Raw genomic sequence first — 22,874 nt, forward strand, 5'->3', positions numbered from 1 at the left:
GCCAGGCGCGATCGGCCCAGGGCGGGACCTTGATGGTTTCGGTACTTTTCACAACGGGTGGCCGAGCCCGGGTATGCTGGGGCCCGGAATACAGCCGGATCGGCCGATGGATCGCGTACCCCAGCTCCTGGACCAGGACGAATCCATGCGCCTGGAGGTCAGTACGTTGGCCGAAGGGCAGGGCGTCCCGCTGTCGTTCGGCCACGCTTATCTGGCGGTGCTGGTATGCGTATCGGGGCGCGCACGCTTTGCACTGAACTTCCGCGAGGTAGCGGTGCAGCGGCACGATGTGCTGGTGCTGGCAGAGGACACGCTGGCGCTGCTGCGGCAGCGCTCACGCGGCTTTCTGGCGGTGGTCTGCCTGATGCCCAAGGCGCTGGCATCGGAGGTGGCCTATGTGCTTCCCAATGCACTGTTCAAGTTCCTGCACGATCAGCCCCACTGCGTGCCGTCGCCGCTGGACGTGCCGCTGCTGCAGGGCTGGCTGCAGCAGTTGATGGATGCGCAGCACAATGGCGGCCGCTATCGTCACGTGATGCTGCGCAACCTGCTGCAGACGTTCTTCCTCAAATTCGCAACGCTGTTGCCGGCGCGCAGTGTGGCCGTGGCGCAGGTCAGCCGACGCGAGCGCTTGGCCTGGAATTTCTGGGAACTGGTCGGTGAGCGCAGCACGCGCCAGCGCGACGTGCAGTCCTATGCCGACGCGCTGTGCATCACCCCGTTCTATCTTTCGCAGCTGACCCGCGAGTGCTTCGACGAAACGCCAAAGGCGTTGATTGATCGCCAGGTGGTGCTGGAAATCAAAGCGCTGCTGACCTACAGCGAATTGCCGATCGGTCGCATCGCCGAGCGCCTGTGCTTCGAGGATGCATCCTACCTGTGCCGCTACTTCCGGCGGCACACCGGGCAGTCGCTGACCGGCTATCGCCGGGCAGGGCAGGGCGGTACTAGTGCGAAACGAACAAGGGCGCCGGTACTTCGGCCAGCAGATCCTCGGTGACCCCGCCGAGCACACGCTCGACCACCCGGCTGCGGCTGTAGGGGCCCAGCACCAGCAGGTCGGCGTCGGCATCGAGCACGTGCTGGCGGATGGTCGCGGCAACGCCGCCCTGGCTTGAACTGATCGCCTGGATCTCTACTTCGACGCCGTGCCGCGCCAGGTGCTGGGCCATCTCGGCGCCAGGTGTGGCCTCGGCCTTGGGCGTGTCGACCATCAGCAGGTGCACCGCTTTCGCACGTGCGAGCAGCGGCAACGCATCGGCTACCGCACGGCGTGCCTGCTTGCTGGCATTCCACGCCACCACGATGCGATGGCCGACCTGGTCGCCTTGCCAATGTGGTGGTACCAGCAGCATCGGCACGCCGGTCTGGCGCAGCGTTCCCAGCGGGTGCCAGCCAGAAGGGGCGCCGGGAGTACGCGGATAGCCGGCGATGATCAGGTCGCAGTACAGCGACTGCAGGGCCAGGTCGGCGCCGCCCAGATAGTCCGAGACGATGCGCAGTTCGTTGCTGATCTGCAGTGGCTCGGACACGGCACGCAGGTTCTGCATCAGCTGCGCGGTGCAGGCGGCATCCGCGCGCGCCTCGTGGTCGAGTGCGGCGGCAATGCCGGCACCGCGTGCGAAACCGTTGGCGATGTCGGTGGGATGCTGGGCGGTGGAGACCGCGACCAGATGGGCCTGCTGTGCCTGCGCCAGATGGGCGGCGATGTTGAGAACGCGGTCCCCGGTGTCGCTGGCGTCGAACAACACAGCGATATCGCGTAGTGGATGCAGCATGGCGTTGTCTCCTTCGATGCCTGTGACGCGTTCCCTGCCGTGCACCGACCCGGGTGCACCGGACGCATCCCTGTTTTAGCGCATCGGTGATCCGAATGAATCATCTTTGATTCAGTTTATTAATTGGTTATTCATGCTAGCGTGAGGGCGAACCCATACCTCAGCGCTTTCATGCGACCTGCCGCAGCACGCACCCGCCGCGACCTGCCCCATGCGCTGGCGGCCACCCTGGTCAGCCATCCACGCTGCACCCTCAGCGAACTCGCGCGCGGGGCCGGTATCAGCCGCGCGACCCTGTACCGGTTTGCGCCCACCCGGGAGGCGATCGACGAGGCACTGTTCGCGGCCGGCTTCGAGCGCGTGGAAGCGGCGGCGGTCTGGTTCGATGAGGGCGGTGATGCGCGCCACGTGCTGGAGCAGGTCACCGCCACGCTGCTGGCGGACTGGGAGCTGGTGACGCTGCTGTTCGCGCGGATGATGGAAGAGCAGCAGCGCCAGGGTGACCTGCATCTGCTGCCGGAGCGCTGGGCGCCGATCGGCGAGCGCTTCGAGGCCTTTTTCCTGCGAGGTCAGGCGGCCGGAGAGTTCAACGTCGGTTTCACCGCAGTGTGGCTCGCGGACTTCTACTGGACCTGCTTCTACGGCATCACCTGGTCACTGGCGCGCGGTCGGCTGGCGCCGGCAGCGGCAGCCTCTACGCTGCTGGCTTCGTTCCAGCGGGGAGCGATGAAGGGTTGACCGCAGCGCCCTGCTGCCGGGGCAACGTGGATTACGCCTGCTTCAACAACTGCACCAACTGGCGCAGCCGATACGGCTTGGGCAGGAATTCCACCTGTTCCGGCAGGGGCGGCAGTTGCGAGCGCGCATAACCGGACGACAGGATCATCCGTGCCTGCGGCTGCTCGCGTGCCACGTGCTCGCTCAGCTCGATGCCGGACATGCCGTTGGGCATGCTGACGTCGCTGAACACCACGTCGAAACGCGCTTCGCCCTTCAGCAGGGCGGCGGCCTCGTGCGCATCGGCGGTCGTGGCCACGTCGATGCCGAGGTCGCGCAGGGCCAGGCCGATCATTTCACGCAGATCGGTCTGGTCTTCCACCATCAATACGCGGATCGGGTCATCGGTCATCGGCAGGGTCCTCCATTGCGGGGAGCAGCAGGCTGACCGTGGTGCCGACACCGGGAGTGGTGGACACGTCGACGAAGCCGCCGCTCTGGGTAGTGAATCCGAACACCTGGCTCAGGCCCAGGCCGCTGCCTTTGCCGATGTCCTTGGTGGTGAAGAACGGCTCGGTCGCCCGTTCGGCGATGTCGGCCGCCATCCCGTGGCCCTCATCGCAGACGCTGAGGGTGACATAGCCACGTTGCAGCGTGGAGTCCGCATCCGGGTCGAGGCGATGCTCCAGCGCGGTGCCGATCAGGATGCGGCCGCCTTCAAGGGTAGCATCCGCGGCATTGGCGACCAGATTGGCCAGCGCTGTCTGCAGCTGCAGCGCATCGGTGTTGATCGCAGGCAGGCCGGGCGCCAGCTGGGCATCCAGCACCACCGTGGGCGGGCAGGCGCGTTGCAGGTCCGGCAGCCACTGCCGTATCAGCGCATTGATATCCAGTGGTTCGCGGATCAGGGTCTGGCCGGTGCTGAAGGCCAGCAGCTGGCGGGTCAGCAGCGCACCACGATCGGTCGCGGTCTGCGCCGCATCAAGCAGCTCGGCGGCGCGTGCATCGTCACCGTTCACGCGCAGGGACAGCAGGTCCAGGGCGTTGCCGATGGTGGTCAACAGATTGTTGAACTCGTGCGACAGCCCGCGGCTGAGGCGGCCGACGGTCTCGAACTGTTGGGTATTGCGCAGCGCACGCTGGGCATCACGCAGCAGCCGCTGTGCCTGCCACTGCTCGGTGATGTCGCGGGTGATTTTGACGAAGCCGAGCAGCTCGCCTGCTTCGACGACCGGCTCGATGACCACGCTGGCACGGAAAGACGAGCCATCGCGGCGCACCCGCCAGCCTTCACTGGCAACGTGGCCCTGCTGCGCTGCGAGGCGGAGCAGGCGCTGCGGTTCCCCGGCTTCGCGATCGGCAGCCAGATAGAAACGGCCAAAGTGCGTGCCGACCACTTCACCGGCTGAATAGCCCTTGATGCGCTCCGCGCCCGGGTTCCAGCTGCAGACGATGCCATCAGGATCAAGCAGGTACAGCGCATGGTCGCGCACGCTGTCGATCAGCAGTCGCAGTTGGCGGGAAGGGTCCGTCAGCACGGAAGTCGTAGAAGCAGCTGCGTCCACGTGGAAATGAGCATTACCCCTGGAAGGGACGTGAAGCTAGGCAGTGCAGTGTGAAGAGTGCGTGCAGGCGCGGCACGTGCCAATGGTCCTGTGCGGCTGAATACGACACGGAGTACCATCACCCACCCTTTGTGCTCTGGAACCGACCTGCATGCGTCCTGGTGCGACTACGCGTGACCGCTGGATCTGGATGACCTCCGCCGTACTGCTGGCAGCGACCATTGCGTTGGAACTGGTGGTTCCGCTGGGCTACGCCGTCTGGCTGGCGTACTTCCTCGCTGTTGGCGTCACGCTGTTCCAGCGCAGTGCACGCGCGCCGTTCATCGTGGCCGTCGTCGCCTGCATCCTGTTGATCATCGGCTACAACGTTGCCCCGGCCAGCTCCAACTCGGCGTTCTCGTTCGTCAACCGCAGCATTGGCGGGTGTGCGTTCCTGATGATCGCGCTGATCGTCTCCCGCGCCATCCAGGCGCGGCGCGACGCGATGCGCGCGCTGTGGCTGCAGGAGGCCGAGAACGCGGTGGCGATGAGCCTGCGCGGTGATCTGGGGCCGGAGCAGATCGCCGAGGCGGCGGCAACCAGCCTGGGGGCCCAGCTGCAGGCCGACGTCGCCGCCGTCTACCGCCTGGAAGGCGGGCGACTGCAGCTGACCGGCGGCCTGGCGTTGCCGTCCGGTATGCCGGCGTCGCTGGCATTGCAGGAAGGCGTGGCCGGGCAGGTGGCACGGGACGAGCGCATCCGCCACCTGCATGGGGGTGATGATGCGGTGCTTGAGCTGCAGACCAGCCTGGGGCGGTTGCCGGTGCGCGAGCGCATCCTGGCGCCGATCAGCAGCGATGGCGCGGTGGTGGGCATCATTGAACTGGGACGCACCCGCGCCGGCGAACAGGATCGACTCGATGTCGAGCTGCTGGAGCGCTGTGGCGAGACCATCGGCATGGCGCTGCGTGCATCGCTGCTGCGCGCACAGTTGGTGGTGCTGCTGGAGGAATCGCAGCGTCAGGGCGAGGAACTGCAGGCCCAGCAGGAAGAGCTGCGCGTGGCCAATGAGGAGCTGGAAGAGCAGAGCCGCAGCCTGCAGCACTCGCAGACCCATCTGGAAGAACAGCAGGCCGAGCTGGAACAGAGCAACGTCCAGCTGGAGGAGCGCACCCATGAGCTGGAAGCGCAGAAGCAGGCGCTGCTGGTCGCGCAGAGCCAGCTGGTGCGCAACAGCAACGAACTGGCCGCCACTTCGCGCTACAAGTCCGAGTTCCTGGCCAACATGTCGCATGAACTGCGCACGCCGCTGAACAGCTCGCTGATCCTGGCCAAGCTGCTGGCCGACAACAAGGACGGCACGCTCACCGAAGAACAGGTGAAGTATGCGCGCGCGATCCTGTCGTCCAACAACGATCTGCTGGCGCTGATCAATGACATCCTGGACTTGTCGCGCATCGAGGCCGGCCACGTCGAGCTGGCCGATGAAGTGGTGGTGACGGGCAGCGTACTGCAGCGCCTGCGTGAGACCTTCGAGCCGATGGCGCGGCAGAAGGGCCTGGCCCTGCAGATCGAGGCCGATGCGCTGGCCCCCAGCCAGCTGGTGGTCGACAGCCAGCGCCTGCAGCAGATCCTGAAGAACCTGCTGGCCAATGCGGTGAAGTTCACCGAGCATGGCAAGGTCAGCCTGCACGTGCGTGCGGGCGGTCAAGGACGCATCCGTTTCGAGGTCTGCGACAGCGGTATCGGCATTGCCCGCGAGCAGCTGCAGGTCATCTTCGAAGCCTTCCGACAGGCCGATGGCAGCACCCGCCGCCGCTACGGTGGCACCGGCCTGGGCCTGTCGATCTCGCGCGATCTGGCCGAGCGCATGGGTGGCAGCATCCAGGTCGACAGTGAACCGGGTCGCGGCAGCTGCTTCATCCTGGAACTGCCGTTGCAGGGCGCGCCGGTTTCGGAACCGGGCGAAGTGCCTGCCGCCGCCTCAATAGCACCTGCGCCGCCGATCGCTGCGCGCACCCCTGTCGCACCGACCGTTGCATCCGTGGCGCCCATCACCGCCAGCGTGGCCGATGACCGCGGCCGTCGCCAACGCGCCGGCCGCTTGATCCTGGCCGTCGAGGACGACGCCACGTTCGCCGAAGCGCTTGTGGCCCTGGCCCATGAACTGGACTTCGACTGCGTGGTGGCCGGGACCGCCGAAGAGGCGCTGACCCTGGCCAGCGAACTGCGCCCGAACGGCATCCTGCTCGATATCGGCCTGCCGGACGTGTCCGGCCTGAGCGTGCTGGAGCGCCTGAAGCGCAACCCCGATACCCGGCATATCCCGGTGCACGTGGTTTCGGCGATGGACCGCAGCCAGGTGGCGCGCGAGCTGGGTGCGATTGGTTTCGCGATCAAGCCGACCACGCGCGAGCGGCTGGTGACGGCCATCGAACAGCTGGAACAGACCAGCCAGCGCGACGTGCGGCGCCTGCTGATCGTCGAGGACGACAGCGAGCTGCGCCACAACCTGGAACTGCTGCTGGGCCGTGATCAGCTGCAGATCGTTGCAGTGGGAACGCTGGCCGGCGCGCTGGAGCAGCTCAGCACGGTTACCTTCGACTGCATGGTGATGGACCTGTCGCTGCCCGACGGCAGCGGCTACGACCTGCTCGAGCACATGGCCGGCAATGATGATGTCGGCTTCCCGCCGGTGATCGTCTATACCGGTCGCGCGCTCGGCCGCGAGGAAGAGCAGCGCCTGCGCCGCTATTCGAAGAGCATCATCATCAAGGGCGCGCGTTCGCCCGAACGCCTGCTGGATGAGGTCACCCTGTTCCTGCACAGCGTGGAAGCCAGCCTGCCCACCGACCAGCAGCGCCTGCTGCGCGAGGCCCGCCGTCGCGACACCGTGCTCGATGGCCGTACTGTTTTGCTGGCCGAGGATGACGTGCGCAACATCTTCGCGCTGTCCAGCGTGCTTGAGCCGCTGGGCGTGACGCTGGAGATCGCGCGCAACGGCCAGGAAGCGGTGGATCGCCTGGCCGAGCGCGAGGTCGACCTGGTGCTGATGGACATCATGATGCCGGAGAAGGACGGCCTGGCCGCGATGCGCGAGATCCGCGCGCAGCGTCACCTGCAGGACCTGCCGATCATCGCGCTGACTGCCAAGGCCATGCCCGATGACCGCGAGCGGTGCCTGCAGGCCGGTGCCAACGACTACATCGCCAAACCCATCGACGTCGACAAGCTGGTCTCGCTGTGCCGGGTCTGGTGCTCGCGGCAATGAACGAACAGGCGTTGTTCGACCTGGAGCTGAAGGTCCTGCTGGAGGCGCTGTACCAGCGCTACCACTACGATTTCCGCAGCTATGCGGTGTCGTCGCTGCGCCGGCGCATGCGCCAGGCGATGCAGCGCTATGAGTGCGAACGGCTGGTCGACCTGCAGTACCGGCTGCTGCACGAGCCGGAGCTGTTCGCCCAGGCCATGCAGTTCTTCACCGTGCAGGTCTCGGAGATGTTCCGTGATCCCGCGTACTTCCGTGAACTGCGCGAGCAGGTGGTGCCGGTACTGCGCACCTATCCCTCGGTGAAGCTGTGGGTGGCCGGTTGCAGCACCGGTGAGGAAGTGTGGTCGCTGGCGATCCTGCTGCATGAGGAAGGTTTGCTTGATCGCAGCATCGTCTATGCCACTGACATCAATCCGGCCGCGTTGGCCACCGCCGAGGCGGGCGCCTATGGCATCGACCGGATGGCCCAGTTCAGCCGCAACTATCTGGCGGCCGGTGGCACGGCGTCGTTGTCCGACTACTACGCCACGGCCTACGACGGCGCGGTGTTCGACCGCCAGTTGCGTCGCAACGTGGTGTTCGCCGACCACAGCCTGGCCACCGATACCGTGTTCTCCGAAGTACACCTGGTGTCGTGCCGCAACGTGCTGATCTATTTCAACCGCGATCTGCAGGACCGCGCTGTCGGTCTGTTCCGCGAAGCGCTGGTGCACCGGGGCTTCCTCGGTCTTGGCAGCAAGGAATCGCTGCAGTTCGGGTGCCACCATGACGCCTTCGAGGTCTGTTCGCGCGAGCAACGCCTGTACCGGAAGGTGGCCTGATGGCGCTGCCGGCGCGTCCTGCCGTGCTGGTGATCGGCGCGTCTGCCGGTGGCGTGGCGGCCCTGCAGGCGGTACTCGGTGCGCTCCCGGCGACGCTGCAGGTGCCGGTACTGGCCGTGCTGCACCTGCCGCGTGACCGCACCAGCCGCATCGCCGAGGTGCTGGCGCCGTACTGCGCGCTGCCGGTGCGCGAAGCCGAAGACAAGCAGCCGTTGCAGCTGGGCACGGTGACGTTCGCGCCGCCGGATTACCACCTGCTGGTGGAGGACGAGGGGGCGGTGGCGTTGTCGGTGGATGCGCCGGTGCTGTTCTCCCGTCCGGCCATCGATCCGCTGTTCGACTCCGCTGCTGCGGTGTTCGGCAGGCGGGTATTGGCCCTGCTGCTGACCGGTGCCAGCAGTGATGGAAGCGAGGGCGTTGCCGCCGTGCGCCGTGCCGGTGGCCGTGCCTGGCTGCAATGTCCCGAGGAAGCCGAAGCGTCGATGATGCCGGCCTCCGCCCTGCAGTACGCCGGCGCCGATGCCGTGCTGCCCCTTGAACTGATGTGTCGTCGCCTGAAGGAGTTGTTTGCATGAACCTGCTGCCACCGGACCCTGCGCAGTCGCAGTCCCCGGTCAACCTGCTGATCGTCGATGACGTGCCGCAGAACCTGGTGGCCATGCAGGCGCTGCTGCAGCGCGAGGGCGTGAATCTGCTGCTGGCCGGTTCCGGCGCGCAGGCGCTGGAGCTGCTGCTCGAGCACGAGGTGGCACTGGCCCTGCTGGACGTGCACATGCCGGAGATCGATGGCTTCACACTGGCCGAACTGATGCGCGGTTCGTATCGCAGCCGCGACGTGCCGATCATCTTCCTGACCGCCTCCCCGGATGATCCCCTGCGCGTGTTCAAGGGCTACGAGAGCGGTGCGGTCGATTTCCTGCACAAGCCGGTGGCGCCGCAGGTGATCCTGAGCAAGGTCAACGTCTTCATTGAGCTGTACCAGCAGCGGCAGCTGCTGAAGGCGCGCAACGAGGCGCTGGAACGCGCGCTCAAGCTCAACGAAACAATGGCGGCGGTGCTGACCCACGACCTGCGCACGCCGCTGTCGGCGATCCTGCTGTGCAGTGACAAGCTGGCGATGGAGATCCCGCAGGACAATGCGGGCGCGCAGCAGACCCTGCAGTACCTGGAGGCCAGCACTCTGCGCATGGCACGCATGGTCGAACAGCTGCTGGACTTCTCGCGGATCCGCAGCGGTGGCCTGCGGCTGCAGGCCAGTGCCTGCGATCTGGCCGACGTGACCCGCGCGGTGGTGGCCGAAGCGGGCAGCGCGCATGGCGCGGACCGGATCCATCTGGACATGCACGGCGATACGCGGCTGCAGGGCGATCTGGACCGTCTCGGCCAGGTTGCCGCCAATCTGGTCGGCAACGCGCTCACCCATGGCAGCGAGGCGAGGGTGGAGGTGGACGGGCGCGATCCGCGCAGCGTGCTGCTGCGGGTCAGCAATGCCGGCCGGATCGACGACGCGCTGCTGCCGCGGCTGTTCGAACCGTTCAAGGCCAGCTTCCACCAGAGCAAGGGCCTGGGGCTGGGCCTGTACATCGTCGATCAGTTCGTGCGCGCGCACGGAGGGCGCATCGCAGCGCGCAACGAGGCCGGGCAGGTGGTGTTCGAAGCCCTGCTGCCGAGACGCGCAGAGGGGCTGCCTGCAGCGGCAAACTGAATTCTTCAGGAAACATCCACGGGCACTGAGACGGACTCGTCCGCAACTGCTACCGTGGGTGTACATCTTGTCAAGGAAGCACCATGCCACTGCGTGCCATCGCCTACGTCAGCCAGGCGTTGCCGGATCTTTCCGCTGAACGGTTGCAGGCGCTGGTCGACGATGCCGCCCGCTTCAACAAGATGGCGGGCGTGACCGGTGTGCTGCTGCATGACGGCGGGCGATTCCTGCAGTACATCGAGGGGCCGCCGGACGGTATCGATTCGGTGTACGAGCGCATCCTGCAGGCCGGCAGCCATGTCGACATCATCGAGCTGGCGCGCGGCCGCCTGGGCCAGCGTCAGTTTCCGTACTGGTCGATGCGCGCGTTGCCGGTGGATGCGGCGCTGCTGCGCCAGCTGTCGGCCAGCGACTGGTCGGGTTTCAGCCGGGCGCTGGAAGGTGATCGTTCGGCGCCGACCCCGGTGGATCTGCTCGACAACGTCGTGCAGCCCGCCCTGCACGCCGGCTGAGCGTCAACGCGAAGTGCCGCCGCAGTAGGCGGCATGCAGCGCCTGCAGCACGCCCAGTGCGGGCCCTTCAATCACGCGGTAGTGGATGGCCTGCGCTTCGCGACGCGTCGCGACGATATCCAGTTCGCGCAGCACCGCCAGATGCTGTGACAGCGCCGATGCGCTGAGGCCGGTCAATGCCTGCAGTTCCGGTACTGGTGCCTCACCTTCGACCAGGCGGCACAGTACGCGCAGCCGCGCAGGATGGGCCAGGCTCTTAAGCAGCGTTGCAGCCTCTGCGGCGTGTTCGGCCATGGCGGCGCTGTCGAGCGGGGTGCGGGCCATGGTTGACCTTTTTGTTTAGAAGTGTCTAATTTAGATAAATCTAAATCAAAGGGCAATCCCATGAGCGGCGTGAAAGAGGGCAGGGCATGAACCTGCCATGGACTGCGGTGGCGGGCGGAGCGCTGATCGGCGCCGCTGCGGTGTTGCTGCTCGCCACTGTCGGGCGCGTGGCGGGTATCAGCGGGATCGCTGCGGGCAGCCTGCGCGCAGCGGAAGGCGAGCGTGGCTGGCGCTGGGCATTCCTGTTGGGGCTGCTCGCAGCAGCGGGGCTGGTGCTGTGGTGGCAGTCGCTGCCCGAGGCCTCGCCACGTGTGCTGCTGCGCGATGCCTGGCCCGCCTGGCAGTTGATCGGCGCCGGCCTGCTGGTGGGCTTCGGCACGCGCCTGGGCAGTGGTTGTACCAGTGGTCATGGCGTCTGTGGCATGGCCCGCGGCTCGAAGCGCTCGCTGCTGGCAGTGCTGGTGTTCATGGCCTGCGCGATGCTGACCACGTTCCTGGTCCGTCACGGCGGAGGCCTGGCATGAGTCGCGCGGTCGTGGCCGCCGCTACGGCGGGTGCGCTGTTCGGCGCGGGACTGGCGCTTTCGGGGATGACCGACGCGCGTCGCGTACTCGGCTTCCTCGATGTGGCCGGTGATTTTGATCCAACGTTGATGTGGGTGCTGGGCTCGGCACTGCTGGTCAGTGCCGTCGGGCAGCGCTGGGTACTGCGACGCGCGCAGCCGTGGTTCGCGCTGCGCTTCCAGCTACCCAATTCACGTGATGTCGATGCTCGCCTGCTGCTGGGCGCTGCACTGTTCGGTATCGGCTGGGGATGGGCTGGTTACTGCCCCGGACCGGCCATCGCCGGGCTGGCTGTCGCATCGCGTGAAGCGCTGTGGTTCGTGCCTGCCATGGTGGTGGGCTTCTGGCTGCACGATCGCTTCGTGCGCTGAGGCTTCACCCCTGTGTCACCATGGATCGGGTCAGATCGACGGACCACGGGGAAAGGAGCGTAACGACATGGCACGGATGAAGTGGAAGGGAAAGGCAATGCTGGCCATGGCGCTGGCATCTGCGATCACGCCGGCACTGGCCTGCACGCGTGCGGTGTATCGGGGCGACAACGGCGATGTGATCACTGCGCGCTCGATGGACTGGAAGGTCGATGTAGCGACCAACCTCTACGTGTTGCCGCGTGGCATCGCACGCACCGGCCTGGCCGGTCCGAAATCGCTGGCCTGGACTGCGCGCTACGGCAGCGTGGTGGCCACCGGCTACGACGTGTCGACCACCGATGGCATGAACGAAAAGGGCCTGGTGGCCAACCTGCTGTGGCTGGTGGAATCGGAGTATCCGCAGCAGCGTGGCAACAAGCCGGGACTGGCGATCTCGCTGTGGGCGCAGTATGTGCTGGACAATTTCGCCACCGTGGACGAGGCGGTCGCGGCGCTCAAACGTGAGCCGTACTCGATCGTCACCGACAAGGTGCCGGGCGAAGACCGCCAGGCGACGCTGCACCTGTCGCTGTCCGATGCCACCGGCGACAGCGCCATCGTCGAGTACATCGGCGGTCGCCAGGTGATTCACCATGACCGGCGCTATCAGGTGATGACCAACTCGCCGATCTTCGAGCAGCAGCTGGCCCTCAACAGTTACTGGCAGCAGATCGGTGGCACGGTGATGCTGCCGGGCACCAACCGCTCCGCCGATCGTTTCGCGCGCGCCTCGTTCTACATCAACGCCATTCCCAAGGCCGAAGATCCGGTGGAGGCGCTGGCCAGTGTGTTCAGCGTGATCCGCAATGCGTCGGTGCCGTATGGCATCACCACGCCGGGTGAGCCGAACATCTCATCCACGCGCTGGCGCACGGTGGCCGATCACAAGCGGCGGCTGTACTTCTTCGAGTCGGCGTTGACCCCGAACACCTTCTGGGTCGATCTGAACAAGGTCGATTTCGGCGGCCAGGTGCTCAAGCTCGATCTTGGCAAGGACCAGCGCAACACCTTTGCCGGCGATGCACTGGGCCAGTTCGTGCCCAGCGCACCGTTCACCTTCCTTGGCGTCGACGGTTAGTTCGACGCCTGGCTGGAGGCCGGGTAGACCGCCTGGATCGTGCAGCTGCCGCGGGTGTACTGCGGCAGTGGGGCGATGCTTTCACCGCGCAGATCGTCTGTCTCGAACTCGGCAGTCATGATCCGATCGCCGGGATTGCCACAGATCAGGCCGTTCTGCAGGCCCGAGTGGAAGCTCAGCTGCGGCGCACGGTCGAGCTGGCGGCAGTGGCTGCCGAGTTCGACCCGGTAGTAGCGGTGGCCGCCATTGCGGCGCGGATTGGTCTCCACCAGCATGCCCTGCGGGTCGGATGACCAGGCACGCACGTTGCGGGTGGCAAAGCAGTACGACGGTGAGCCGCCGAAGCTGCGGCGGATTTCCCTGTGCTCGCGGATGGTCACGGCGGGCAGGGTAGCCGTGCGCAGGCGGTCGCTGTCGCGGGCGACGCTGGCGTAGTCGCGATCCTGCAGCGGGGTGACCGCACTGACGGCGCAGCGGCGGCCGTCGACCACGACGCGTTCGCTGGGACGACCACAGGCCCAACCGGCAGGTGCTTCCAGCTTCAGCGAGGTAGCACCGCGGACGCCGGGGCAATCCTCGCTGAAGTCGATGCGATAGGCCTGTCCGGAGGCGGCGCGCAGTGCGATCGAGCGCGGTGATGCCTGCTCCACTTCCTGCACGCCGACCGCGTCCATGCAGTGCGGGGCCGGGGGCGTACGCTCCTGTGCGGAGACCGAAGCTGCGAGCGCCAAGCCGAGGCTGGTGGCGAGCATCAGTGACACCTGCCGATGGGTCATGTCCTGCACTCCCTGCGTTGGATGACGGCTCGACTATAGCAGCGGTTTGCACGGCCGTTGCTACACGCGCACACTGCGCGGATGGGCGCCATCTTCCATCTGCGGCACTACGGCCAGGCCACCGGCCTGGACCGCCATGACTACGCGCAATGGGTGCTGCCGCTGCAGGGCGAACTGCACTTCGAGATGGAAGGCCGCGGTGGCCGCCTGGACCTGCTGCAGGGGGTTTTCGTTGCGGCCGGCGAAGCGCATGACCAGATGGCCGATGGCCCGAACGGTTTCGTGATCGTCGATTGTCCTCCCGGCGTGCTTGATGACGGCACGCAGGAGCATCTGTGCCGGCAGCGCTGGCTGCACCTGCCGCATGCGCTGCGACAACGCCTGGCGGGCGTGCAGGACGGGCAGCCGATGCCGGCCCTGCTGCCGCAGCTGCTGCAGGTATTTGCACCGGCCGGCAGTGGCGCGCGCATGCAGGGACTGTGTGCGGCAGTGCAGGCCGATCCGGGCCAGGCGTGGCCGGTGGCGCGCATGGCCGCGTCTGTCGGGGTCAGGGAGAGCCGGTTGCACGCGCTGTTCCAGCGTGAGTTCGGGCTCAGCCCCCAGGCATGGCTCAGTGCATGCCGGTTGCGTTGGGCCAAGCACCAGCTGCGCTCCAGCACGGCGCCGATCAGTGATATCGCGCTGGCCGCAGGCTATTCCGAGCAGAGCGCACTGACCCGCGCGCTGCGCCGTGAGTGTGGGCAGACCCCCGCCGCGTGGCGCAGGAACGCCGGACTGTAGCGTCGAGCCATGCTCGACGGCTTCTGCACCGACCACCTCGCGAACGGCAGTCGAGCATGGCTCGACGCTACAAAGGCGGGAGGGCAGTAGCCTCGGTCAAGAGCGCCCAGCGGCCAGCGCTTACACTGCGCGGCCTGTTCTCTCCCCCCGAAGAACCCGAATGCGCAACAACCCGATGGCCTTGGGCATCGCCAATGGCGTTGCCGCTGGCGCGCTGTGGGGCGTGGTCTTCCTCGCGCCCGCCGTGCTGCAGTCGTTCAATGCCCTGCAACTGTCGGCCGGCCGCTATCTGGTCTACGGTCTGATCGCTGTAGCCCTGCTGCTGCCGCGCTGGAAGCGGCTGGCACCACGGCTGGGCCGCGCCGAGTGGATCGGCCTGTTGTGGCTGAGCCTGGCCGGGAACCTGGTGTACTTCCTGCTGCTGGCGACGGCGGTGCAGTGGGCCGGCGGTGCGGCGGCGTCCTTGATTGTCGGCCTGATTCCGGTGGTGGTGACCCTGGTCGGTGTGCGCGAGCAGGGCGCGGTGCCGCTCAAGCAGCTGCTGCCGGCACTGGGCCTGTGCGTGCTGGGCGTGGCACTGGTTGGCTGGGAAGCACTGATGTCTGAGCACCTCGCGACACCGTGGCGGCAGCGCCTGATCGGCCTGCTGTGCGCGTTCGGCGCGCTGTTCTCGTGGGCGTTGTACTCGATCGGCAACAGCCGCTGGCTGGCGCGCCGACCGGATCTGTCCAGCCACGACTGGTCGCTGCTGACCGGTGTCACCACCGGCGGCCTGGCTCTACTGCTGGTGCCGATGGCCTTCATCGGCCACACCGGCGGGCACACGGCGGCGCAGTGGAGTGGTTTCTGGGCGATCAGCGCGGGTGTGGCGGTGGTCGCCTCGATCCTTGGCAATGCGTTCTGGAACCGTGCCAGCCGCCTGCTGCCGCTGACCCTGACCGGCCAGATGATCGTGTTCGAGACCCTGTTCGCGTTGCTCTACGCATTCGCCTGGCAGCAGCGCTGGCCCTCGCTGCTCGAAGCGCTGGCGATCGTGTTCCTGGTGGCCGGCGTGATGCTGTGCGCGCATGCGCATCGCACGCCCCGCGCGATCGCCGAACATGCCGGCTGAATGCGGCCGTCAAGCATACTGATGGCCGCTTTGTCTCAGATGCAACCAAATGTCGGCACGTTGGCCGATGATCGCGGCAACGACTTTTTGCACCGCAGCACTTGACAGCGGCCCGGCGCACGGTGTTTTCTGTGCGTCATGGTTCTTGATGCCGCCCACGCCAGCCTGATCGCCCCCGCTACTGCGGGCCGTTCGACTGCGCCGGTCGCCACCACCACCATTACCACCACCACCGTCACCACTGCCCTGGTGCGGCCCGTCGTCTTCGTGTAACTCCCGAAAACCACGGCCCCGCACCATACAGGTGGCGGGGAAACTCGACACCTGCATGCGACGGGGCCTCCTACCGAGGTCTGCATGTCTTCCCACGCCCCCGCTCATCCCGTTGCCCCGGCCGATCTGGCTGCACCGTCCATCGTCGTGCACAAGTTCGGCGGCACCTCGGTGGCCGATGCCGAACGCTACCGCCATGTTGCCGGCCTGCTGCTGGCCCGCCCCGAATCGCTGCAGGTCACTGTCGTCTCGGCGATGAAGGGCGTCACCGACGCACTGATCGATCTGGCCCAGCTGGCAGCCAAGGGGGACGAAGGCTGGCGCGAGGCCTGGCATGCGCTGCGCGCGCGCCATCGTGGCGCCGCCGTGGCCCTGCTGGGCGAGCAGGTGGGCGAGACCGTCGAATGGATCGACGCCCGCTTCGATCAACTGGCCGAAGTGCTGGCAGCGTTGGCGGTGATCGGCGAGCTGCCACGCGAAGTACTCGACCGCGTGCAGGGCCTGGGCGAAGTGTTTTCCGCGCAGCTGCTCGGCACGCACCTGCAGGCGCTGGGCGCAGACTGTGCAGTGCTGGATGCGTGCGACGTACTGGTGGTGGGGCATGGCGAACTGGGCGTGGATGTCGACTGGGAAGCCAGCGCCGACCGCCTGGCCAAGTGGCGCCTGCAGCATCCGCAGCCACGCCTGGTCGCTACCGGCTTCGTCGCCCGTGACCGTCATGACCGCATCACCACGCTCGGCCGCAACGGCAGCGATTATTCCGGCGCGATCTTCGCCGCGCTGTTCAACGCCGATGAACTGCACATCTGGACCGATGTCGACGGCGTGCTGTCGGCCGACCCGCGGCTGGTGCCCGAGGCGGTGCAGCTGGAGTCGCTGAGCTACGACGAGGCCTGCGAGCTGGCTTATTTCGGCGCCAAGGTGGTGCACCCGCAGACGATGTCGCCGGCGATCCGCCTCGGCCTGCCGATCTTCATCCGCAATACCTTCCAGCCGGCGCATCCGGGGACGCGCATCAGCGCGGAGCGCTCGCCGCGCGGGCCGGTGAAGGGCCTGACCCTGAGCCCCGGCTTGGCCCTGCTGAACCTGGAAGGCACCGGTCTGATCGGCGTGCCGGGTACGGCAGAGCGCGTGTTTGCCGCCCTGCGCCAGGCGCAGGTGTCGGTGGTGATGATCTCGCAGGGGTCGTCGGAACATTCGATCTGCTGTGTGGTGCGTGCTGCTGAAGCCGGCCGTGGCCGCGAGGCACTGCTGCACGCGTTCGCGCATGAGCTGTCGGTGGGCCAGGTGCAGCGCGTGCAGGTCAGCGAAGGCGTCAGCGTGCTGGCCGCGGTCGGTGACGGCATGGCCGGCCAGCCCGGTGTGGCCGCACGTCTGTTCGAGGCGCTGGGCCGTGCGCAGGTGAACATCCTGGCGATCGCGCAGGGCTCGTCCGAACGCAACATTTCGGTGGCGGTGGACAGTGCCGATGCCACCCGCGCCTTGCGCGCTGCACATGCCGGCTTCTGGCTGTCGCCGCAGACCTTTGCGGTCGGTGTGATCGGGCCGGGCAACGTCGGTGCCGCACTGCTGGACCAGCTGCTTGCCGCACGCCCGCAGCTGCTGGCCAAGGCCAATGTGGATCTGCGCCTGCGCGCGCTGGCCTCGCGTTCGCGCATGCGCCTGGAAGTGGATGGCCTGCACGCCGACTGGCGGGAGGCCTTGCGCGAAGCGGGCGAGTCCAGCGATCTGGATCGTTTCACCGAACACCTGCTGGCCGCCCACCTGCCGCATGCGGTGGTGATCGACTGCAGTGGCAGTGCCGAGGTGGCCGAGCGTTATGAGGGCTGGCTGGCGGCCGGCATCCATGTGGTCACCCCCAACAAACAGGCCGGTGCCGGGCCGCTGCCGCGTTACCAGCGCATCCGTGCTGCAGCGGCGGCCAGTGGCGCGCGCTTCCGCTACGAGGCCACGGTCGGCGCGGGCCTGCCGGTGATCACCACGCTGCGCGATCTGGTCGATACCGGTGACGAGGTGCTGGCGATTGAAGGCATCTTCTCCGGCACGCTGGCCTGGCTGTTCAACCGCTTCGATGGCAGCCAGCCGTTCTCGCAGCTGGTCGCGCAGGCGCGGTCGATGGGCTACACCGAGCCGGACCCGCGCGATGATCTTTCGGGTGTGGATGTGGCGCGCAAGCTGGTGATCCTCGCCCGCGAAGCCGGCCACGCGCTCAGCCTTGAGCAGGTTGAAGTGGAAAGCCTTGTGTCGGCGCTGCTGCGCGAGGGCAGCGTGGATGACTTCATGGCGCGGCTGGGCGAGTCCGACGCCAGCCTGCTGCAACGCCTGCAGGATGCGCGGGCGCGGGGGGCGGTGCTGCGCTATGTGGCACGGCTGGGTGCCGACGGCGCCTCGGTCGGCCTGCAGGAACTGCCGGCCGATCATGCCTTCGCCAACCTGCGGCTGACCGACAACGTGGTCCAGTTCCGTACCCGCCGTTACTGCGACAACCCGCTGGTGGTGCAGGGGCCGGGCGCCGGCCCGGAAGTCACCGCGGCCGGTGTGTTCGCCGACCTGCTGCGGGTCGCGGCCGGTGAAGGAGCGCGCCTGTGATCGCACGTGCGTTCGCGCCTGCCTCGGTGGCCAACGTGGCGGTGGGCTTCGATATTCTCGGCCATGCCATTGCCGGCATTGGCGATACCGTGAGCGTGCGCCGCATCGATGAGCCGCTGGTGCGCATCGAGGCGATCCGCGGCAGTGCCATTGAGTTGCCGCTGGATGCGGCTGGAAACACTGCGGGTGCAGCGTTGATGTCGCTGCGCGCAGGGCTGGGCCTGGACTTCGGTTTCGCGGTGGAGATCGACAAGGGCATTCCGTTCGGTTCCGGCATGGGCGGTTCGGCAGCGTCGAGTGTTGCGGCGCTGGTCGCCGCCAACGCGCTGCTGGATGTGCCGCTGTCGCGCGAGGCGTTGTATCCGTTTGCGCTGGATGGCGAGGCGGTGGCCAGTGGTGGCCGCCACGGTGACAACGTGGGGCCGCTGCTGCTGGGTGGTCTTGCGCTGTGCACGGCCGACCGGCTGCTGCCGATTCCGGTGCCGGCTACCTGGCACAGCCTGCTGGTGCATCCGCATGCGGTGCTGGAAACACGCCGCGCACGCCAGGCCCTGCAGGGCAGCTATGCGCTGGGCGAGTTCGTGGCGCAGAGCGCGAACCTCGCGCTGGTGCTCAGTGGCTGCCATCGCAGTGACGCGGCGCTGGTACGCGCGGGCCTGCGCGATGTGCTGGTCGAACCGCGACGGGCCGGATTGATTGCCGGCTTCGAAGCCGCCCGTGATGCGGCGCTGTCGGCCAATGCAATGGGCGCAGGCATCTCCGGTGCCGGTCCCAGCGTGTTCGCCTGGTTCGAGGATGCCGACCAGGCGCGTGCCGCCGCCACACCGGTGCAGGCGGCATTCGCCGCCGCAGGTTTTGACAGCGATGCCTGGGTGTCACCGCTGGATGCACCGGGAGCCCGCTTGTGCTGAATCCTACCCCTTTACTGGATACCGAACCCATGCAATTTGTTTCGACCCGCGGCCAGTCTCCGGCCGTTGGCCTCAGCGCGGCGATCGCCGCCGGATTGGCGCCCGATGGCGGGCTGTACGTTCCGCAGATGCTGCCGGCGCCACGCGAGCTGCAGGCCGGGGCGACCCTGGCCGATACCGCCGCCGATCTGCTGATGCCGTTCTTTGCTGGCGATGCACTCGAGACTGCGCTTCCGGCGATCTGTCGTGAGGCGTTCGACTTTCCGGTGCCGCTGCGTGCGCTCGGTGACGGCGACCACGTGCTGGAGCTGTTCCACGGGCCAACGGCGGCGTTCAAGGATATCGGCGCGCGCTTCCTGGCCGGTACGCTGTCGCGGCTGCAGGCCGGCAAGGACCGTGACCTGACCATTGTCGTGGCCACGTCCGGCGATACCGGTGCCGCCGTTGCGGCGGCGTTCCATCGCCAGCCCGGCGTGCGCGTGGTGGTGCTGTATCCGGATGGCCGCGTATCTCCGCGCCAGGCGCATCAGCTCGGTTGTTTCGGCGACAACATCCAGGCCCTGCGTGTGGCGGGTGCGTTCGACGATTGCCAGGCGATGGTCAAGCAGGCACTGGCTGACCGCGAACTGCAGGCGCAGGTGCCGTTGAGCTCGGCCAACAGCATCAGCCTGGGCCGACTGCTACCGCAGATAAGCTATTACGCGCATGCGGCGTTGAGCCACTACGCGGCGCATCGTCGCCGGCTCAATCTGGTGGTGCCGACCGGCAACCTGGGCAATGCGATGGCGGCCGTGCTGGCGCGCGCGCTGGGTGTGCCGATCGGCCAGATCGTGCTGGCCACCAATGCCAATGCCGTGCTGCCGGTGTACTTCAATGGCGGCGACTACCAGCCGCAGGCCAGTGTGGCGACGGTGGCCAATGCAATGGATGTGGGGGCGCCGAGCAACTTCGAGCGAATGCGCTGGCTCTACCACGGCGACGACGCGGAACTGCGTGCTGCGTTCCGTGCGTTCGCGGTGGATGACGTGACCATCCGCGCGACGATTGCGGCGGCGCATGCCAGCAATGGCGAGCTGTTCTGTCCGCACACGGCGACGGCGGTGAAGGTGCTGCAGGACCTGCGTGCACGCGGTGCCAAGGGCGACTGGGCGGTGGTGGCCACGGCGCATCCGGCCAAGTTCGAGGCCGTGGTCGAGCCGCTGATCGGCGAAGGGGTGGCGGTGCCGCCTGCGCTGGATGCGTTGCTGCAGCGGCCGGCGCACGCCGAGCCATTGGCGGCCGATTACGCGGCGTTGCGTGAGGTACTGCTGCGCTGATCGGAGAGGGACGCGGTTGTAGGCGCCGGCACTACCAGGGAAATGCATTCGGGTAGTGCCGGCCGCTGGCCGGCAACCCCACGGACCGCGATACGGTCAGATCAACCCTTCACCGGCCAGCGTACGCAGCCCATCCTCGTCGAGGATCTCCACCACGTTCAGGTGGGGCAAGGCGATCAACCCCTGCTGGCGCAGCTTGGTGAAGGTACGGCTGACCGTTTCCATGGTCAGGCCCAGATGGTCGGCGATATCGCCGCGGCCCATCGGCAGCGATACGCGCAGGCCGTCGCCACCCAGCTTGGCCTCGCGCGCGGCCAGGCGCAGCAGGAAATCGGCCAGCTTCTCGGCCGGCTGCAGGCGCGCCAGTGCCAGCGCGGCATCCTGTGCGGCATCCAGCTCCTGGCAGGCACGTTGCAGCAGCTTGCGCTCCAGGTGCGGGAAACGGCTGCGCAGGGCCTTCATCTGTGGCAGCGCGACGCGGCAGACGCGGCTGTCGGCGATGGCCTCGATGTCGTAGCGATGGTGGTCGCTGCCACTCAGGCCCAGGTAGTCGCCGGGCAGCACGAAGCCGTTGATCTGGCGGCGGCCGTCGGCCAGGGTGCGCACCAGGCGCAGTGCGCCGCCGGTCAATGTATAGACATGGTCGCGCTCTTCACCGGTGCGGGCCAGCGTGCTGCCCATGCTGACCTGCTGCGAGACGGTGACCTGCTCCAGCGCCTGCACTTCATCGGGCGACAGCGCCGAGCACACCGCAAGGTGGCGAACCGAGCAGTGCAGGCAGTCCAGCGTGGTGCAGGACGGCGAGGCGGGATCGTTGGTGGCGGGCGGAGCGCCGGAAGGCCGTGACATGTTGCGGGGGGCGTATCGCGGGCGGGGAGGGCCTTATGATACTTCAAGCGGCCGTTCGACCCTGCCCGCGGCGGGGGCGCTAGAATGTCGCCCCCTCCCACGTCCCGTTCCAGCAGGAGTTCCGCCCGTGATCAAGCCCCGTACCCCGCCCGGCACCCTTGAACTGCTGCCGCGCGAGCAGATTGCGTTCCAGCGCATGCTGGACGTCATCCGCCGCAACTACGAGCGCTTCGGGTTCCTGCCGGTGGAGACGCCGGTGTTCGAGCTGTCCGACGTGCTGCTGACCAAGTCCGGTGGCGAGACCGAGCGCCAGGTGTACTTCGTGCAGTCCACCGGGGCGCTGGCGAACGCGGCCGAGTCGGGCGATCGCTCGCTGCCGGAAATGGCGCTGCGCTTCGACCTGACCGTGCCGCTGGCGCGCTACGTGGCCGAGCACGAACACGAACTGACCTTCCCGTTCCGCCGTTACCAGATGCAGCGCGTCTACCGCGGCGAGCGCGCCCAGCGCGGCCGTTTCCGCGAGTTCTACCAGTGCGACATCGATGTGATCGGCAAGGACAGCCTGAGCGTGCGGTACGACGCCGAAGTGCTGGCGGTCATCCATGCGGTGTTCTCTGAACTGCGCATCGGTGATTTCAGTATCCAGCTGAACAACCGCAAGCTGATGCGCGGCTTCTTCGAGAGCCTGGGCGTGGCCGAAGGCGAGCGCCAGCTGGCGGTGCTGCGCGAAGTGGACAAGCTGGACAAGCGCGGCGCCGATTATGTGCGCGAGACGCTGGTGGGCGAGGGCTTCAACATCCCGGCAGAACAGGTCGAGAAGATTCTGGCGTTCGTCGCCGTGCGTTCGCAGGGCCATGCCGATGCGCTGGCGCAGCTGGCGACGCTGGAAGCCGACGCCGGTTCTTCGGAGATCCTGCGCACCGGCGTCGCCGAACTGCGCGAAGTGCTGCAGCTGGTGCAGGCGCTGGGCGTGCCGGAAACCGCGTACTGCCTGAACTTCTCCATCGCGCGCGGTCTGGATTACTACACCGGCACCGTCTACGAGACCACGCTGACCGACCACCCGCAGATCGGCTCGATCTGCTCGGGCGGCCGCTACGAAGACCTGGCCAGCCACTACAGCAAGTCGAAGCTGCCGGGCGTCGGTATCTCCATCGGCCTGTCGCGCCTGTTCTGGCAGCTGCGTGAGGCCGGCCTGATCGACGGCATCGAAGCCAGCAGCGTACAGGCGCTGGTTGCACTGATGGACGAGCAGGGCATGCCGCAGTCGCTGGACATTGCCCGCCGCCTGCGTGCCGGTGGCATCAACACCGAAGTGCAGATGGAGCCGAAGAAGATCGGCAAGCAGTTCCAGTACGCGGCCAAGGCAGGCATCCGCTTCGTGGTGCTGGCGGGTGAGGATGAACTGGCGCGCGGTGTGGTTGCGGTGAAGGACCTGCTGCGCGAGCAGCAGTTCGAAGTGTCGCGCGACGAACTGGCCAGCACCCTTCTGGTGGAGCTGGAGCAGTCCAAGGCGATGGTGTGAAGCGTGCCGCCGCAGGAG

Annotated in this window: 23 protein-coding genes; 16 read left to right on the forward strand and 7 right to left on the reverse strand. The window is 67.2% G+C overall.

Annotated features, from left to right (window positions below; all coding sequences use genetic code 11):
* Positions 1–106: 106 nt before the first annotated feature.
* On the forward strand, positions 107–1,000 hold the full coding sequence (locus ACZK45_RS09340; protein WP_478445752.1) for a helix-turn-helix domain-containing protein: 894 nt from the start codon (positions 107–109) through the stop codon (positions 998–1,000).
* Here ACZK45_RS09340 and ACZK45_RS09345 read toward each other — a convergent pair.
* Complete coding sequence (locus tag ACZK45_RS09345; RefSeq protein WP_478445753.1) at positions 948–1,778, reverse strand: universal stress protein; 831 nt, start codon at positions 1,776–1,778, stop codon at positions 948–950. The genes ACZK45_RS09340 and ACZK45_RS09345 overlap by 53 nt on opposite strands.
* 171 nt (positions 1,779–1,949) lie before the next feature.
* On the opposite strand from ACZK45_RS09345, the gene ACZK45_RS09350 reads away from it, so the two are divergent.
* On the forward strand, positions 1,950–2,516 hold the full coding sequence (locus tag ACZK45_RS09350) for a TetR/AcrR family transcriptional regulator (RefSeq protein WP_107431768.1): 567 nt from the start codon (positions 1,950–1,952) through the stop codon (positions 2,514–2,516).
* Between the two features lie 31 nt (positions 2,517–2,547).
* Here the strand turns inward: ACZK45_RS09350 and ACZK45_RS09355 are convergent, their stop codons facing one another.
* Together ACZK45_RS09355 and ACZK45_RS09360 are read right to left on the reverse strand one after the other, a co-directional pair.
* Positions 2,548–2,907 carry a response regulator gene (locus tag ACZK45_RS09355; protein ID WP_010482617.1) on the reverse strand — a complete coding sequence of 120 codons (360 nt, stop codon included), beginning with the start codon at positions 2,905–2,907 and terminating at the stop codon, positions 2,548–2,550.
* Positions 2,897–4,060, reverse strand: a complete 1,164-nt coding sequence (locus ACZK45_RS09360; RefSeq protein ID WP_430541940.1) for a two-component system sensor histidine kinase NtrB — start codon at positions 4,058–4,060, stop codon at positions 2,897–2,899. Before ACZK45_RS09360 ends, ACZK45_RS09355 begins: the two co-directional genes overlap by 11 nt.
* Positions 4,061–4,211: 151 nt before the next feature.
* Here ACZK45_RS09360 and ACZK45_RS09365 point away from each other — a divergent pair, with 151 nt between their 5' ends.
* From ACZK45_RS09365 to ACZK45_RS09385, 5 genes are all read left to right on the forward strand, one after another.
* Positions 4,212–7,310, forward strand: a complete 3,099-nt coding sequence (locus ACZK45_RS09365; protein ID WP_125892854.1) for a response regulator — start codon at positions 4,212–4,214, stop codon at positions 7,308–7,310.
* On the forward strand, positions 7,307–8,131 hold the full coding sequence (locus ACZK45_RS09370; RefSeq protein ID WP_253143642.1) for a CheR family methyltransferase: 825 nt from the start codon (positions 7,307–7,309) through the stop codon (positions 8,129–8,131). The genes ACZK45_RS09365 and ACZK45_RS09370 overlap by 4 nt, the downstream gene beginning before the upstream one ends.
* On the forward strand, positions 8,131–8,706 hold the full coding sequence (locus ACZK45_RS09375; RefSeq protein WP_032127501.1) for a chemotaxis protein CheB: 576 nt from the start codon (positions 8,131–8,133) through the stop codon (positions 8,704–8,706). Before ACZK45_RS09370 ends, ACZK45_RS09375 begins: the two co-directional genes overlap by 1 nt.
* Positions 8,703–9,836 carry a hybrid sensor histidine kinase/response regulator gene (locus ACZK45_RS09380; RefSeq protein WP_253143643.1) on the forward strand — a complete coding sequence of 378 codons (1,134 nt, stop codon included), beginning with the start codon at positions 8,703–8,705 and terminating at the stop codon, positions 9,834–9,836. Before ACZK45_RS09375 ends, ACZK45_RS09380 begins: the two co-directional genes overlap by 4 nt.
* A gap of 83 nt (positions 9,837–9,919) precedes the next feature.
* The gene (locus ACZK45_RS09385) at positions 9,920–10,348 is read left to right on the forward strand and encodes a BLUF domain-containing protein (protein WP_032127425.1); all 429 of its coding nucleotides are present in this window, start codon (positions 9,920–9,922) and stop codon (positions 10,346–10,348) included.
* Between the two features lie 3 nt (positions 10,349–10,351).
* Here ACZK45_RS09385 and ACZK45_RS09390 read toward each other — a convergent pair whose 3' ends face one another.
* Positions 10,352–10,672: an ArsR/SmtB family transcription factor gene (locus ACZK45_RS09390; RefSeq protein ID WP_071228893.1), complete on the reverse strand. Its 321-nt coding sequence runs from the start codon at positions 10,670–10,672 to the stop codon at positions 10,352–10,354.
* Positions 10,673–10,758: 86 nt separating this feature from the next.
* Here ACZK45_RS09390 and ACZK45_RS09395 point away from each other — a divergent pair, with 86 nt between their 5' ends.
* The 3 genes from ACZK45_RS09395 (at position 10,759) to ACZK45_RS09405 (ending at position 12,726) form a co-directional block, all read left to right on the forward strand.
* Positions 10,759–11,196: a YeeE/YedE family protein gene (locus tag ACZK45_RS09395; protein WP_253143644.1), complete on the forward strand. Its 438-nt coding sequence runs from the start codon at positions 10,759–10,761 to the stop codon at positions 11,194–11,196.
* Entirely contained in the window at positions 11,193–11,606 is a 414-nt protein-coding gene (locus tag ACZK45_RS09400) for a DUF6691 family protein (RefSeq protein ID WP_478445754.1), read from the forward strand. The genes ACZK45_RS09395 and ACZK45_RS09400 overlap by 4 nt, the downstream gene beginning before the upstream one ends.
* A gap of 67 nt (positions 11,607–11,673) precedes the next feature.
* Positions 11,674–12,726, forward strand: coding sequence for a linear amide C-N hydrolase (locus ACZK45_RS09405; RefSeq protein ID WP_032127421.1), 1,053 nt, complete (start codon positions 11,674–11,676; stop codon positions 12,724–12,726).
* On the opposite strand, the gene ACZK45_RS09410 is transcribed toward ACZK45_RS09405, so the two are convergent.
* Complete coding sequence (locus ACZK45_RS09410; RefSeq protein WP_478445755.1) at positions 12,723–13,502, reverse strand: DUF6491 family protein; 780 nt, start codon at positions 13,500–13,502, stop codon at positions 12,723–12,725. The genes ACZK45_RS09405 and ACZK45_RS09410 overlap by 4 nt on opposite strands.
* 81 nt (positions 13,503–13,583) lie before the next feature.
* On the opposite strand from ACZK45_RS09410, the gene ACZK45_RS09415 reads away from it, so the two are divergent.
* The gene (locus ACZK45_RS09415; RefSeq protein ID WP_478445756.1) at positions 13,584–14,282 is read left to right on the forward strand and encodes a helix-turn-helix domain-containing protein; all 699 of its coding nucleotides are present in this window, start codon (positions 13,584–13,586) and stop codon (positions 14,280–14,282) included.
* Between the two features lie 160 nt (positions 14,283–14,442).
* Positions 14,443–15,393 carry a DMT family transporter gene (locus ACZK45_RS09420; RefSeq protein ID WP_049462024.1) on the forward strand — a complete coding sequence of 317 codons (951 nt, stop codon included), beginning with the start codon at positions 14,443–14,445 and terminating at the stop codon, positions 15,391–15,393.
* A gap of 9 nt (positions 15,394–15,402) precedes the next feature.
* Here ACZK45_RS09420 and ACZK45_RS09425 read toward each other — a convergent pair whose 3' ends face one another.
* Positions 15,403–15,723 (reverse strand): hypothetical protein, encoded by a 321-nt coding sequence (locus tag ACZK45_RS09425; RefSeq protein WP_162292257.1) that lies wholly within the window; start codon positions 15,721–15,723, stop codon positions 15,403–15,405.
* A 27-nt stretch (positions 15,724–15,750) separates the two neighbouring features.
* On the opposite strand from ACZK45_RS09425, the gene thrA reads away from it, so the two are divergent.
* Genes thrA through thrC form a run of 3 tightly spaced genes read left to right on the forward strand, consistent with a single transcriptional unit; the run spans position 15,751 to position 20,482 of the window.
* Entirely contained in the window at positions 15,751–18,255 is a 2,505-nt protein-coding gene (gene thrA, locus ACZK45_RS09430; RefSeq protein ID WP_478445757.1) for a bifunctional aspartate kinase/homoserine dehydrogenase I, read from the forward strand.
* Positions 18,252–19,166 (forward strand): homoserine kinase, encoded by a 915-nt coding sequence (locus ACZK45_RS09435; RefSeq protein ID WP_049462022.1) that lies wholly within the window; start codon positions 18,252–18,254, stop codon positions 19,164–19,166. Before thrA ends, ACZK45_RS09435 begins: the two co-directional genes overlap by 4 nt.
* Positions 19,167–19,195: 29 nt before the next feature.
* Complete coding sequence (gene thrC, locus ACZK45_RS09440; protein ID WP_253143648.1) at positions 19,196–20,482, forward strand: threonine synthase; 1,287 nt, start codon at positions 19,196–19,198, stop codon at positions 20,480–20,482.
* 96 nt (positions 20,483–20,578) lie between these two features.
* Here the strand turns inward: thrC and ACZK45_RS09445 are convergent, their stop codons facing one another.
* On the reverse strand, positions 20,579–21,331 hold the full coding sequence (locus tag ACZK45_RS09445; protein ID WP_032127414.1) for a Crp/Fnr family transcriptional regulator: 753 nt from the start codon (positions 21,329–21,331) through the stop codon (positions 20,579–20,581).
* Positions 21,332–21,458: 127 nt separating this feature from the next.
* On the opposite strand from ACZK45_RS09445, the gene hisS reads away from it, so the two are divergent.
* Positions 21,459–22,856, forward strand: a complete 1,398-nt coding sequence (hisS, locus tag ACZK45_RS09450; protein ID WP_014037003.1) for a histidine--tRNA ligase — start codon at positions 21,459–21,461, stop codon at positions 22,854–22,856.
* Positions 22,857–22,874: the final 18 nt, after the last annotated feature.

This window comes from Stenotrophomonas sp. 63632_Sma, from assembly GCF_056482875.1.

Coding starts and splice junctions, on each gene's coding strand:
- ACZK45_RS09385 (WP_032127425.1), top strand. CDS start 9,920: ATGCCACTGCGTGCCATCGCCTACGTCAGCCAGGCGTTGCCGGATCTT.
- ACZK45_RS09375 (WP_032127501.1), top strand. CDS start 8,131: ATGGCGCTGCCGGCGCGTCCTGCCGTGCTGGTGATCGGCGCGTCTGCC.
- ACZK45_RS09380 (WP_253143643.1), top strand. CDS start 8,703: ATGAACCTGCTGCCACCGGACCCTGCGCAGTCGCAGTCCCCGGTCAAC.
- thrC (WP_253143648.1), top strand. CDS start 19,196: ATGCAATTTGTTTCGACCCGCGGCCAGTCTCCGGCCGTTGGCCTCAGC.
- ACZK45_RS09420 (WP_049462024.1), top strand. CDS start 14,443: ATGCGCAACAACCCGATGGCCTTGGGCATCGCCAATGGCGTTGCCGCT.
- thrA (WP_478445757.1), top strand. CDS start 15,751: ATGTCTTCCCACGCCCCCGCTCATCCCGTTGCCCCGGCCGATCTGGCT.
- ACZK45_RS09350 (WP_107431768.1), top strand. CDS start 1,950: ATGCGACCTGCCGCAGCACGCACCCGCCGCGACCTGCCCCATGCGCTG.
- ACZK45_RS09355 (WP_010482617.1), bottom strand. CDS start 2,907: ATGACCGATGACCCGATCCGCGTATTGATGGTGGAAGACCAGACCGAT.
- ACZK45_RS09345 (WP_478445753.1), bottom strand. CDS start 1,778: ATGCTGCATCCACTACGCGATATCGCTGTGTTGTTCGACGCCAGCGAC.
- ACZK45_RS09400 (WP_478445754.1), top strand. CDS start 11,193: ATGAGTCGCGCGGTCGTGGCCGCCGCTACGGCGGGTGCGCTGTTCGGC.
- ACZK45_RS09425 (WP_162292257.1), bottom strand. CDS start 15,723: ATGCAGGTGTCGAGTTTCCCCGCCACCTGTATGGTGCGGGGCCGTGGT.
- ACZK45_RS09405 (WP_032127421.1), top strand. CDS start 11,674: ATGGCACGGATGAAGTGGAAGGGAAAGGCAATGCTGGCCATGGCGCTG.
- ACZK45_RS09410 (WP_478445755.1), bottom strand. CDS start 13,502: ATGACCCATCGGCAGGTGTCACTGATGCTCGCCACCAGCCTCGGCTTG.
- ACZK45_RS09370 (WP_253143642.1), top strand. CDS start 7,307: ATGAACGAACAGGCGTTGTTCGACCTGGAGCTGAAGGTCCTGCTGGAG.
- ACZK45_RS09390 (WP_071228893.1), bottom strand. CDS start 10,672: ATGGCCCGCACCCCGCTCGACAGCGCCGCCATGGCCGAACACGCCGCA.
- ACZK45_RS09445 (WP_032127414.1), bottom strand. CDS start 21,331: ATGTCACGGCCTTCCGGCGCTCCGCCCGCCACCAACGATCCCGCCTCG.
- ACZK45_RS09340 (WP_478445752.1), top strand. CDS start 107: ATGGATCGCGTACCCCAGCTCCTGGACCAGGACGAATCCATGCGCCTG.
- ACZK45_RS09365 (WP_125892854.1), top strand. CDS start 4,212: ATGCGTCCTGGTGCGACTACGCGTGACCGCTGGATCTGGATGACCTCC.
- ACZK45_RS09415 (WP_478445756.1), top strand. CDS start 13,584: ATGGGCGCCATCTTCCATCTGCGGCACTACGGCCAGGCCACCGGCCTG.
- ACZK45_RS09395 (WP_253143644.1), top strand. CDS start 10,759: ATGAACCTGCCATGGACTGCGGTGGCGGGCGGAGCGCTGATCGGCGCC.